Genomic DNA, 11,993 nt, shown 5'->3' on the forward strand with positions numbered 1-11,993 from the left:
CCCGCCACTTCGCAGCGTCCCGGCGTTCGCCGGCCTTTCATCGTGCCACTGGCACGATGAATTCGCTTCGCGAACCGGCTGCTCACCCCACAAGGGGAGAAGGGAAAAACTGAGCGTCTAAAACAGCGCCCGCTCCAGCGGCCCCTCCAGCGTCTCGGCAAACGCGGTGGCGAGGTGGTGGCGGTCGCGGAAGGCGAGCTTGCCGCCGATGAAGACGTGGCAGGAGGTGCGGCCGCAGAAGCGGTCGGTGAGGTCGACATAGAGCGTGTCGGGTACGCTGGTCACGACGGCGCGTTCGGCGGCGGCAGCAGTGTCATTGGCGGCGTCGGCCCTTGGCGTGTCGCAGTGCGGCGACGGCGTCTCGCGCCACCACAGCGTGCGCGCCACGCAGGAGTCGGCGAAGCTGTCGCTGATCGGTGTGTCGCGGATCACCGCCGCCTCGACGCCGGCCCGGCTGAAGGCCTGCAATGTCGAGCGCAGGCCTGCCTGCCAGCGCGCGGTCTCGGCGGTGCGGCTGGCGGCGGGCATGTCGCGCGTCAGATTGCCGATGGAGAATTCCGAGATCACCACCAGGCGCGGCTTGCGGGCGATGATGTCCGCTATCGCCTGTTCGCGCCAGGCGTCGCATTCGGTGTAGTCGCGCTTCAGCACCGTGTTGAAGGTGGAGAGCCGCGAGGCGCGGCACGATGATTTGAGATAGGTGACCACTTTGGTGTCGTTGCGTTTCGCCGCCTCGATCAGCGGCGTCGACCAGTGGTCGGCATGCGAATCGCCGAACAGCACGATGGTGTGGGCGGCATCGGTCGCGCCGAACGTGCAGGGTTTTGGCGTCACCGTGTGGAAGTCGAGCAGGCAGTTCGTGTCGACGGCGCGCGCGATCGAGGGGCGTTCGGCCGCCCGCTCGATGCCGAGCTGCTGTGGGTCGATGTTGCGCTGGGCCAGATGCGCATTGGCATAGGCCACCGCCACGCCGGCACCGGTCAGCGCCAGCGCGGGAACCAGAGCAATTCCAGGAAAAGTGCGAAGCGGTTTTCCGTCCGGAATTGCGCCAAGAAAAAGACCCAGAGCGGTTCGGCGTTTCTTTGAAGCGATGAACTGCTCTGGCGCGCGGGCGCCCGCCGTAAGCCAGCCGGCGCGCCGGCCCGGGTTTTCGATCAGATGATAGGTGAGCACCGAAAGCGCCAGCGCCAGGGCGCCGCAGCCGAAGCGCTGCGGCACGCTGAGATCCGGCACCAGCATCTGCGCATAGACGATGACCGGCCAGTGCCAGAGATAGAGCGAATAGGACAGCGCGCCGATCCATTGCAGCGGCGGAAGCGACAGAGCGGCGGCCGGGCCAAAGGATTGCCAGTTGGTGCGCCCGTTGATCCGCATGCCGGCCTGCTCTTCGCCGGCGCCGCTCAACAGCACCAGCACCGTGCCGGCGACCGGCAGCAGCGCATAATAGCCGGGGAAGGGCAGGTCCTCGCTCAGCCACAGATAGGCCGCCGTGATCAGCGTCAGGCCGAGCCAGCCAAGTGCAGCCCGCAACCCTGCGCGGTGCCCGAGGAAAGTCACCGGTACCAGCGTTGCCAGGCCGCCGGCGGCGAACTCCCAGGCGCGCAGCGGCGAGAAATAGAAGGCCCAGGCCGGTGCTGCGCTGGTCAGCCAGGCGCAGGCGGCGAAGGAGGCGAGGCCGGCCGCGCCGATCACGGCCACGGCCGTGCGCCGGCCCGGCCGCAGCCAGGCGGCCAGCAGAAGCAGAGCCGGCCAGGCCAGGTAGAACTGCTCCTCCACCGACAGCGACCAGAAGTGGATGAAGGGATTGCTGGTGGCGTCGGCTGCGAAATAGTCGAACGACCAGCGCAGCAGCCACAGATTGATGGCATAGGCGGAGGCGAACATGGCGCCGCCCGAATAGAGCGCCTGCTCCTGCGGCGAGAGGATGAAATAACCGGCGGCCAGCGTGGCCAGGATGACGAACAGTGCCGCCGGCAACAGGCGCCGGGCGCGCCTGGCATAGAAGCGCCAGAGGTCGAGCCTGCCGGTGTCGGCGATCTCCTGCATGAGGTGGGTGGTGATCAGCCAGCCGGATATGACGAAGAAGATGTCGACGCCGGCAAAGCCGCCGGGCAGGCCGGAGAGGCCGAAATGATAGGCGACGACGCCGCCGACGGCGAGTGCGCGCAATCCCTGTATGTCCGGCCGGAACGATGCTGCCACGATGGCTCCTTCGTGCAAGCCCAGCCCCATCGGCCCAGCCCCATTGGCAGGGTCGGCCGGGCAGGTTGATATCGCAATGCAACAAATCTATCGCAGTGCAACATGGCAGGAAAAGGGAGGCGGCACGTCAGGCTGGAAACAGGAACGCTGCCGCCGGATCGAAAAAGACTTGCCGGCTGCAGGGCGACGCGTCCTGCGACTGCATCGCTGCAGAGGTCGGTCTGATGTCGACCCCCTCGCCGGCGGCTGTGCGCGCGACGATGCGCCGACGCTCGCCGTAGAAGGCGACATCGACGATCTCGACGTTCAGTTCCGCGCTCGCCGGGCTCCGCTCCATGCCAAACGCCTCCGGCCGGATCATCAGCCTGGTCTTCTCGCCCCTGCCAAACGTGCCGTTGGCCCTGACGCCGGAGATGACAGAGCCGTCTGCCAGCCGGATCGTTGCCGTGCCATCGCTGGTGTCGAGATGTTCGGCGGCGAGGAAATTCGAATTGCCGATGAAGCCGGCGACGAAATCGGTCGCCGGCCTGAGATAAAGGTCCTCGCCGCTGCCGGTCTGCTCGATGCGGCCGTCCCGGAACAGGGCGATCCGGTCCGACAGATGCAGCGCCTCTTCCTGGTCGTGGGTGACGTAGAGGATGGTGACGCCGGTCTCGCGATGGATGCGGCGGATCTCGGCCTGGATTTCCTCGCGCAGCTTCTTGTCGAGCGCCGACAATGGTTCGTCCATCAAAAGGATCGGCGGATCGTAGGCCAGCGCCCGGGCCAGTGCGACGCGCTGCTGCTGGCCGCCCGACAGTGCGCCCGGCAAACGCGTGGCGAAGCTTTCGAGCCGCACCAGGGCCAGCATGTCGGCGACCTTCTTCTTCACCTCGGCCTCCGGCCGGCGGCGAACCCGAAGCGGAAAGGCGACGTTCTCGGCCACCGTCAGATGCGGAAACAGCGTGTAGCGCTGGAAGACCATGCCGATGTTGCGCTTGTGCGAGGGCACGGCAAGCAGTGACTTTCCTTCCAGCAGCACATCACCGGAACTCGGATCCTGGAAGCCGGCGATCGCGTAGAGCGTCGTCGATTTTCCCGAACCCGAAGGCCCGAGGAAGGTCAGGAACTCGCCCCTGGGAATGTCCAGCGTGACGTCATGCACGGCGGTGATCGCCCCGAACGCCTTGCGCAGATTGCGGATGGAGAGGAAGGGCTGGGTCATGTGCGCAACTTTCGCTGCAGCAGCGCCGTCACCACCATCAGGGCAAGCGTCAGCCCGACCAGCAGGCTGGAGGCGGCGGCGATCACCGGGCTCAAATCCGAGCGCAAACTGCCCCAGATCTTGACGGGCAAGGTTTGCAGGCTGGGGCTGGCCATGAAGATCGCCACCACGACTTCGTCCCACGAGGCAAGGAAGGAAAAGATCGCGGCGGAGAAGATGCCGATCCGGATCGACGGCAAGGTGATCCTGAGCCTGGCCTCGAGCGGGCTCGCGCCGCAGACGATTGCCGCGTCCTCGATCGACTTGTCGAAGCCTTCGAGCGCGGTGGCGACCGGGATGATGGCGAAGGGCAGCGCCAAAACGGTGTGGGCGATGACGAAGCCGATGGTGGTGCCACCGAGACCAAGGCGAAGGAAGAAGGCATAGATGGCGATGGCGAAGACGACGACGGGCAGCACCATAGGCGTCAGCAGCAGGCCGCGCAGGATCTCGCGCCCGGCAAACTGTCCGCGAACCAGGGCAAAAGAGGCGAGCAGGCCGATCGCTACTGCCAGGATCGCGGTCATGGTGGCGATCCGGGCGCTGGTCAGCGCCGCATCGAGCCAGGCCGGATCGGCAAACAGCTCCTGGTACCATTTGAGCGTCCAGCCGGGCGGCGGAAAGGCCAGCCAGCGGGACGAACCGAAGGAGAGCAGGACGATGAAGACGACCGGCAACAGAAGAAAGCCGGCGACCAGCGCGGTGAAGCCGAGCAGCGCAATTTTCAGCCATCCCATGCGGTCATAGTCGAGCAGCATCTCAGATGCCTCCGCTCATGCGCCTGGCGCCGACGAGGCGCAGCTGCAGCGCATAGAGCGCCATGGTGACGACAAGCAGGATGAAGGCGGCGGCGCTGCCGAGCCCCCAGTTGAGCAGCGACTGGATCATCTGCGCGATCATTTCGGCAAGCATCATGTTCGACGTGCCGCCGAGCAGCGCCGGCGTGACGAAGTAGCCGAGCGACATGACGAAGACCATCAGGCCGCCGGCCGCTATGCCGGGCAGCGACAGCGGCAAAAGGATGCGGCGGAATGCCTGGAAAGGACTTGCGCCGCACAGTGCCGCGGCGCGCAGCGTCATCGGATCGATCGCCCGCAACGTGCCGACCAGCGGCAGGATCATGAAGGGCAGCATGATGTAGACCATGCCGATGGTGACGCCGGTGAGATTGTTGATGAGCGGCAGCGGCTGGTCGATGACGCCTGCGGCAATCAGCGTCCGGTTGATGACGCCGGTCCGCTGCAGCAGCACCATCCAGGCATAGGTGCGGGTCAAGAGATTGGTCCACATCGACAGGATGATGACGCCGAAGACGATCGAGGCCAGCGCCGAGGGCATGATCGCCAGCATCCAGGCAACCGGAAAGGCGACGAGCACCGTGACGATCGTGACCACCGACGCGACCAGGAAGGTGTTGAAGAACACCCGCGCATAGGTGCCGTCGCCAAGCAGGGCCGCGTAGTTCTGCAGGCCGGGCTCGGGCTCCGTGACGCTGCGCAAAAGCAGGGCCAGAACCGGGATGACGAAGAACAGCACGATCAGGACCAGGGCCGGCAGCAGGCCATTGAAGCCTGCCGGCAGCCGCACCGTTCCAAAATTCCGACGTGTTTCGACCGACATGGCAGCGATCCGGGCTACGGAACGAGACGGCGCGCGCCGTCTCGTTCGTTGCTGTTCAAGGGGCAGGCTTATTTCGCCTGCCAGGCATACCAGCGCGCCGCGATGGTGTCGCGATTGGCGGCCCAGTAGTTCATGTCGAGATTGATCTGTCCGTCGACATGGGCGTCCGGCAGCGATTTGACGGCATCTGCCGGCATCTCGGCCTTGGCCTTGGTGTTGATCGGCGCATAGCCGCTGGCCTCGGCGAATTTCGCCTGGCCGGCGGGGCTGCTCGCCGCGGCGAGGAACTTCATCGCCGTGTCCTTGTTCTTGGCGCCCTTCGGCACCACCAGGACGTCGGCTGCGGTCAGATTCTGGTTCCAGGAGACGCCGACATCGGCGCCATCCTTCTCCAGCGCAAAGACACGACCGTTCCACAGCTGGCCGAACGTCGCTTCGCCGGACGCGATCAATTGCTGCGACTCCGCACCGCCGCCCCACCAGACGATGTCCGACTTGATGGTGTCGAGCTTCTTGAAGGCGCGATCGAGATCGAGCGGATAGAGCTTGTCGGCCGGTACGCCATCGGCCAGCAATGCGATCTCGATGACGCCGGGCGCCGACCATTTGTAGAAGGTCCGCTTGCCCGGGAATTTCTTCAGGTCGAACATGTCGGCCCAGCCGGCCGGTTCGCCCGAAACGGCGCCCTTGTTCCAGGCGAGCACGAAGGAATAATAGAAGCTGCCGACGGCATGATCGGTGGTGAAGCGCGGATCGAGGTCGGCCTTCGGCACGGCGGCGAAGTCGATCGGCTCGAGCAGCCCGTCCTTGGCCGCCTTGATGGCGAAATCCATCTCGACGTCGACGACATCCCAGTTGACGCTGCCGCTGTCGACCATCGCCTTCAGCTTGCCATAGTCGGTCGGGCCGTCCTGCATGACCTTGATGCCGGATGCGGCCGTGAACGGTTCGGCCCAGGATTTGGTCTGCGCTTCCTGGGTCGTTCCGCCCCAACTGGTGAACACCATGTCCTCGGCCTTTGCGGCCGTCGTTGCCAGAAGTGTTGTTGCGAGCAGTGTTGTTGCGAGCAGTGTCGTTGCAAGAAGGCGGGCAAGGACGCCGGTGATGATTAGTTTCATGTCGTTCTCCTCTGTTTGTTTTCGTTGTTGTCTGTTCGCGATCGGTCGTTTTCGCCTTGATCGCGCATCCCCGTCCGCGGCGGCTACCGCATGACAAAAGGATCGGGAATCGGGTCGTCCGAGATGCGTATCCACACCGACTTCGAACGCGTGTAGTCGCGGATCGCATCGAGGCCACCTTCGCGGCCGAGGCCTGATTGGCCATAGCCGCCAAACGGAACCAGCGGCGAGACGGCGCGATAGGTGTTGATCCAGACCACGCCGGCATGGATACCGCGCGCCATGCGGTGGGCTTTTGCGAGATTGGTGGTGAACACGCCGGACGCCAGGCCGAACGGCGTATCGTTGGCGAGCGCCAGGGCTTCGCCTTCCGTATCGAAGGCGATAACGCTGAGCACGGGACCGAACAGCTCCTCGCGCACGCAGGGCAAGCCGGTGTTGTCATTGGCGTCGATGATCGTCGGCGCGTAATAGAGGCCGCCGGCGTCATCGGCGGGCCTTTCGCCGCCGGTGACCAGCCGTCCACCTGCGGCAAGGCTTGCCGCAACGACCTTCTCGATCCATTCGCGCTGCCGCGACGTGGCCAGCGGTCCCATTTCGGTTGCGGGATCTTGCGGGTCGCCGATCCGGATCGCCTCGGCCTTGTGCTTGAGCCGGGCGAGGAATTCGTCCTTCACCGAACGCTCGACCAGCAGGCGCGAGCCGGCGACGCAGCTCTGGCCGGTGGCGGCGAAGATGCCGGCGACGACCGCGTTGGCGGCGCTGTCCAGGTCGGCATCGGCAAACACCACAACCGGACTTTTGCCACCGAGCTCAAGCGTCGTGTAGGCAAGGTTATCAGCCGTGTTCCTGACGATCTGCCGGGCGGTTGCCGGACCACCGGTGAAGGCGACACGGGCGATGAGCGGATGGCTGGTCAGGCGGTGCCCGCAATCATGGCCGAAGCCGGTCAGGATGTTCACGCTGCCTGCGGGAAAGCCGGCCTCATGGACGAGTTCAGCGAAGGCCAGCAACGGGGCGGGGCCGTCTTCCGATGCCTTGAGGACGACGGTGCAGCCGGCCGCCAACGCCGGCCCGAGCTTGACGGCGGACAGGAAGAGTTGCGAATTCCATGGCACGACCGCCGCGACGACGCCGATCGGCTCAGGCCGGATCGTCACCTCCATGTCCGCCTTGTCGATGGGGACAAACGAGCCTTCATGCTTGTCGGCCAGCCCGCCATAATAGCGGTAGTAGTCGCCGACATAGGCGATCTGGGCGCGGGTCTCGCGGATGATCTTGCCGGTGTCGCGCGTTTCGAGTTCGGCCAGCCGGTCGGCATTGGCGACGACGAGATCGCCGAGCCGCACCAGAAGCTTGCCGCGCGCCGTTGCCGTCATCGCTGCCCACGGGCCGGAGCGCAGCGCCCGGTGAGCGGCTTCGATGGCGCGGTCGACGTCATCAGACGATGCAGCGGGCATCCTGGCCCATGCCGTGCCGGTCGACGGGTCGATGCTGTCGAAGGTCGCCGCCGCTTCGACGAAGCTTCCATCTATGTAGTTCCTGAATTCGACGGTGCTCATCGCGATCCCGCTTTCGGCTCGGAGAAGGCCGGCATGACCCTGTCGATGAAGAGCTGCAGCGACTTCTTCTTGCGCTGGTGGGAAAGGCCGCTGTCGATCCAGATCGAATACTGGTCGTAGCCGAGCGCCTCGTAAGCCTTCAGCCTGGCGATCACCTCGTCGGCTTCGCCGATGACGAGGTTCTGCCTGATCTTGTCGGGCGCATATTGCGGCATGGCCGCGATCTCGGCATCGGTCAGCGTTTCCAATATGCCCTGGCGCACCGGCTTCTTGTTCTGGAACCAGGCGCCGAACTGGCAGTAGAACTGCGACAGGTCCTGCGCGAGGCGGTCGGCATCGGCCGCGTCCTCGGCGACGAATGTATGCATCAGGAGCATGATTTCGGGCCGTGCTATGTCGGGGTGGGCACCACAAGCGGTGTTGAAGCGCTCCATCAGGCTGGTCACTTCGCCATCGCCAGAGGCCAGCGGCGTCACCTGGACGTTGCAAGCGTTGGAAACCGCGAAGTCGTGCGAGTTGGGGTCGCGCGCGGCCACCCAGATCGGCGGATAAGGCTTTTGCAGCGGCTTGGGCGACGAGGTGGTCGAAGGGAACGACCAGAACTCGCCGGCGAGTTCGAAATCGCCATCCCACAGGCCGCGGATCGCCGGCACCATCTCGCGCATGCGCTGGCCGGCGCCCCAGGCCTCGAGGCCGGGAAAAAGCCGCTCGTATTCGTAAGCATAGGCGCCGCGCGCAATGCCGATGTCGAGACGACCGCCGGTGATGACGTCGGCCATCGCCGCTTCGCCGGCAAGCTTGATCGGATGCCAGAACGGCGCGACGATGGTTCCGGTGCCGAGCCGGATCCGCCTGGTCTTGGCGGCGAGCCAGGCGATGTTGATGAACGGGTTGGGCGAGATGGTGAATTCCATCCCGTGATGCTCGCCGATCCAGGCGGTCTCGAAGCCTGCCTCTTCGGCCTGCACAACCAGTTCTTCCAGCTCGCCGACAAGCTCGGAATGCGGCTTTGCCAGGTCCGATCGCTCCATGTGGACGAAAAGCGAAAATTTCATCGGCTTCACCCGCGACCGGAAAGAAGAACTGGCGAGGGCTTGGCGAGCGGCCGGACTTCGCCTTCGACCTCGTTGCCGACATAGACGCCGAATGCATCTTCCATGCGTTCGCGAGCATAGCGGGCAAGCATCGAGCGCACCGCCGGGTCGGCGATCCTGAGATCGGCAATCTGCTCGATGTCAACAAGCCGCACACGGCGATCGTCGGAATAGGGGCCATCGACCGTTCCGCGATAGTAGACATGCGTGTGCGAGGGGTCGGCGGCATCGTCCCACACCGCGAACAGGAAACCGAGCTGGGCGTCGATGGCCCTGGCGGCAAGGCGGCCCTTGAGGCTGCGCGCATCTTTCGGCGAGCCCAGTCCGCGCCCGGCCGGCAATTCATGAAACCCATCGGCCGTTTCGAAGAACAGCACACGGCCCTCGTTCTCGAGAATGGCGCCGACTTCCGTATCGGGGGGCGCTGCCGCCAGCGCCTCCTGGCTGAGGCCGGGCGTCACATAGGTGCCTCTGCAATAACCGAGAGGCTGGGCTCCGTTGTGGCTGAAATCGCGGACGCGGCCGATGAGGATCGAATGATCGCCGGCATCGACCAGCTGCTGCATGTCGCAATCGAACACCGCAACCGAACCGTCGATCAGGGGATTGCCGGTCTGGCCCGGTTGCCAGGCCACTGCTGCGAACTTGTCGGCGGCCTTGGAGGCAAAGATGCCGGAGTGGGCCTTCTGGCTCTCCGACAAGATGTTGATGGCGAAGCCTTTCGATGTCGAGAAGGCGCTGTGTCCCAGCGCCTTCTTGGCGATGCAGACAAGCACCAGCGGCGGTTCGAGCGAGACCGAGGTGAAGGAGTTGGCGGTGAAGCCGCGCGGTTCGCCTTCAGCCCCGATCGTGGTGACGATGGTGACGCCGGTCAGGAAGGAGCCGAGCGCGCGCCGGAATTCGCCGCTGTCGAACGCGGCATCGGCCTGCGGCTTCTCGGCTTCCCCGGCGTCGAGAAAGGCGCTGATGTGTTGGGTCACCTTTTCGGGGGAGGCTATTGCCATCATGTGCCTTTCTCCGCTGAGCACCAGGCATTGGCCGTGCGGCGCGAGCCGCGCCATGGCCGCAGACATGGCCGGGGTCGAATTGCTGTCCTGCGAGCCGGTCATGAACAGGGCTGGTGCGGCGAGCCCCGCCAGCGCGTCGGCATGGTCGGCATCGGCACGGGCAAAGAGGCGATAGGTGCGTGCGTAGCCTTGCGCGTCGACGCCTTCAAGGGCGGTGCGTGCTGTGGCGGCCGCCCCGGCAAGGCTCTCCGGCAGCGGGTCGCCGAACCAGCGGGCAAGCGTTGCCGCGACGGCCGAAGCATCGCCATGCGCGCCGAGCGCGGCCGCGCGTTCGCGCACGGCCTGCGCCAGGGCCGGGGGGCGGCGGAAGACCGCGTTGAGGCAAACGATGGAGTGGACGCGCGAAGGCGCGCGAAGGGCGATTTCCAGGGCGACCAGCGCGCCCATCGAATGGCCGACGATCGATACCGAAGCGAGACCGAGATGGTCGAGAAGACGCAGCGCCTGATCGGCGAAATCCGACAGCGTGGCATTCTCCGGTGGCAGAGGCGAAACGCCGTGGCCGAGCATGTCGATAGCGATCAGGTCGTGGCGGTCTTTCATCGACGCGATCTGACCCTGCCAGATCGTCGCGTTCATGCCAACGCCGTGAATGAGCAGAACCGGCGCGCCGGAGCCGGCGCGGATGAAGCCGGTGCCGTCCGGAGCCGTGTTGCGGACCCATGCGGAGGCGGCGATATCAGCCATGCAGATCTCCGACCTCCTTGAGGTCCTGATAGCGGTCGCCGATACGGTGGTGCGGGCGGCCGCCGACCGAAGCGCCAAGCGCCACCACCAGCTCGTCGGGCGCGGGCGCGTCGCCGATCTGGAAATGCACGGTCAGATAGTGGGAGCGGCGGCCCTCGTCGTTCTTGTCCATCAGCGGGATCATGATCGGCGTGTTCGGCCCGCCGCGCAGGTTGGTGAAGGCGAGATAGGTCTTGGCGCCCACTGCGCGACGATAGTGATTGCCGAAGTGCAGCGTATGGATCAGCGCCGATGCGTGCTCGATCTCGCCCGAAGTGCCGCAGATCGCAGCCTTGCCATAGCCTTCTATCGCCTCGCCCGAGCCGGCGACGGCAATGATCTCGCGGGTCAGCAATTCGCCGAGGACGGGAGCAAAGGCGCGGATCTCCGGCGACAGGTCTTCGGTGAAACCGCGGCCGGCCCAGGGGTTCGTCAACACCGCGGCAACGCCGATCAGGCGCAACGGTTTCGGCGCCGCCTTGCCGCCCTCGATAAGCGTGTTCTCGATGTAGGTGACGGTCTTTCGAATGGCCGGTTTCATGAAAGTCCTCGGTCGCGATGGCGCCATGCGGCGCCGTCATCACTGTATCGTCTTATGGTATACCATGCTATGGAGCACCAAGGACCTTGTCAATCGGCTTCGGAATCTGTTTTGTGGCGGCGCGAAGGAAGGCGGAGAAAAAATGTCAGACGATACGCTGCGGATCGACCGCTCTGCCAAGACGTTGAGGACGCTGGCGCTGGAGCGCATGCGCGAGGCGATCATGGGCTTCCATTTCCAGCCCGGCGAGAGACTGGTCGAGCGGCCGCTTTGCGATCAGCTCGGGGTGAGCCGTTCCGTCGTGCGCGAGGTTCTGCGGCAGCTGGAGGCGGAAGGCCTGGTGCAGATGATACCGGGCCATGGGCCTGCCGTGGCCAAGCCGGATCTCGGCCGTACCGACGAAATCTACGAATTGCGGGCGCTGCTGGAGGGCATCGCGGCGCGGACTTGCGCACTATCGGCCACCGACGCGCAGATCGCTTCGCTCGATGCCGCCTTGACGAACCTGCTTGATGCGTGGGCGTCAGGCGCGCCGGTCGAGGTGATGCGGGCGACGACCAAGTTCTACGAAACGCTGTTCGAGGCGGCCGACAAGCGCATTGCCTGGGAAATCGTGACGGGTCTGAATGTCCGCATCAACCAGCTGCGCTCGATGACCATCGCGTCGGAGAACCGCCGCGAGCCGGCGATCGCCGAAATGACCGAAATCATGGATGCCATCAGGTCGCGCAAGCCGGACCAGGCGGAGGCGGCGGCCCGGCGGCACGTCGAATCCGCCTGGCAGATCGCACGCAACACGCTTCGTCTTGGCTGACCGCGA

General features: G+C 65.3%; 10 protein-coding genes. 1 reads left to right on the forward strand and 9 read right to left on the reverse strand.

Annotated elements, in window-relative coordinates; all coding sequences use genetic code 11:
• Positions 1-117: 117 nt before the first annotated feature.
• From B5V02_RS06185 to B5V02_RS06225, 9 genes are all read right to left on the reverse strand, one after another.
• A complete protein-coding gene (locus tag B5V02_RS06185) occupies positions 118-2,202 on the reverse strand; it encodes an acyltransferase family protein (RefSeq protein WP_111543775.1) in 2,085 nt (694 codons plus the stop codon).
• Positions 2,203-2,329: 127 nt separating this feature from the next.
• On the reverse strand, positions 2,330-3,406 hold the full coding sequence (locus B5V02_RS06190; protein ID WP_111543288.1) for an ABC transporter ATP-binding protein: 1,077 nt from the start codon (positions 3,404-3,406) through the stop codon (positions 2,330-2,332).
• Complete coding sequence (locus B5V02_RS06195; protein ID WP_111543289.1) at positions 3,403-4,203, reverse strand: ABC transporter permease; 801 nt, start codon at positions 4,201-4,203, stop codon at positions 3,403-3,405. Before B5V02_RS06195 ends, B5V02_RS06190 begins: the two co-directional genes overlap by 4 nt.
• A 1-nt stretch (position 4,204) precedes the next feature.
• Positions 4,205-5,065 carry an ABC transporter permease gene (locus B5V02_RS06200; RefSeq protein WP_111543290.1) on the reverse strand — a complete coding sequence of 287 codons (861 nt, stop codon included), beginning with the start codon at positions 5,063-5,065 and terminating at the stop codon, positions 4,205-4,207.
• A 68-nt stretch (positions 5,066-5,133) separates the two neighbouring features.
• Positions 5,134-6,183, reverse strand: coding sequence for an ABC transporter substrate-binding protein (locus B5V02_RS06205; RefSeq protein ID WP_425374371.1), 1,050 nt, complete (start codon positions 6,181-6,183; stop codon positions 5,134-5,136).
• 83 nt (positions 6,184-6,266) lie between these two features.
• Positions 6,267-7,745, reverse strand: a complete 1,479-nt coding sequence (locus B5V02_RS06210) for an aldehyde dehydrogenase (RefSeq protein ID WP_111543291.1) — start codon at positions 7,743-7,745, stop codon at positions 6,267-6,269.
• A complete protein-coding gene (locus B5V02_RS06215) occupies positions 7,742-8,800 on the reverse strand; it encodes an LLM class flavin-dependent oxidoreductase (RefSeq protein ID WP_111543292.1) in 1,059 nt (352 codons plus the stop codon). The genes B5V02_RS06210 and B5V02_RS06215 overlap by 4 nt, the downstream gene beginning before the upstream one ends.
• A gap of 5 nt (positions 8,801-8,805) precedes the next feature.
• On the reverse strand, positions 8,806-10,593 hold the full coding sequence (locus B5V02_RS06220; protein WP_111543293.1) for an alpha/beta fold hydrolase: 1,788 nt from the start codon (positions 10,591-10,593) through the stop codon (positions 8,806-8,808).
• A complete protein-coding gene (locus B5V02_RS06225; protein ID WP_111543294.1) occupies positions 10,586-11,173 on the reverse strand; it encodes an amino acid synthesis family protein in 588 nt (195 codons plus the stop codon). Before B5V02_RS06225 ends, B5V02_RS06220 begins: the two co-directional genes overlap by 8 nt.
• Positions 11,174-11,315: 142 nt before the next feature.
• Here B5V02_RS06225 and B5V02_RS06230 point away from each other — a divergent pair, with 142 nt between their 5' ends.
• The gene (locus B5V02_RS06230) at positions 11,316-11,987 is read left to right on the forward strand and encodes a GntR family transcriptional regulator (RefSeq protein WP_111543777.1); all 672 of its coding nucleotides are present in this window, start codon (positions 11,316-11,318) and stop codon (positions 11,985-11,987) included.
• Positions 11,988-11,993 lie beyond the last annotated feature (6 nt).

Source organism: Mesorhizobium kowhaii (genome assembly GCF_003253745.1).
Taxonomy (GTDB): Bacteria; Pseudomonadota; Alphaproteobacteria; order Rhizobiales; family Rhizobiaceae; genus Mesorhizobium; species Mesorhizobium kowhaii.

Excerpts from the sequence above, each read along its gene's own strand:
- B5V02_RS06190 (WP_111543288.1), bottom strand. The coding sequence starts at position 3,406 with ATGACCCAGCCCTTCCTCTCCATCCGCAATCTGCGCAAGGCGTTCGGG.
- B5V02_RS06195 (WP_111543289.1), bottom strand. The coding sequence starts at position 4,203 with ATGCTGCTCGACTATGACCGCATGGGATGGCTGAAAATTGCGCTGCTC.
- B5V02_RS06200 (WP_111543290.1), bottom strand. The coding sequence starts at position 5,065 with ATGTCGGTCGAAACACGTCGGAATTTTGGAACGGTGCGGCTGCCGGCA.
- B5V02_RS06205 (WP_425374371.1), bottom strand. The coding sequence starts at position 6,183 with ATGAAACTAATCATCACCGGCGTCCTTGCCCGCCTTCTTGCAACGACA.
- B5V02_RS06210 (WP_111543291.1), bottom strand. The coding sequence starts at position 7,745 with ATGAGCACCGTCGAATTCAGGAACTACATAGATGGAAGCTTCGTCGAA.
- B5V02_RS06215 (WP_111543292.1), bottom strand. The coding sequence starts at position 8,800 with ATGAAATTTTCGCTTTTCGTCCACATGGAGCGATCGGACCTGGCAAAG.
- B5V02_RS06220 (WP_111543293.1), bottom strand. The coding sequence starts at position 10,593 with ATGGCTGATATCGCCGCCTCCGCATGGGTCCGCAACACGGCTCCGGAC.
- B5V02_RS06225 (WP_111543294.1), bottom strand. The coding sequence starts at position 11,173 with ATGAAACCGGCCATTCGAAAGACCGTCACCTACATCGAGAACACGCTT.
- B5V02_RS06230 (WP_111543777.1), top strand. The coding sequence starts at position 11,316 with ATGTCAGACGATACGCTGCGGATCGACCGCTCTGCCAAGACGTTGAGG.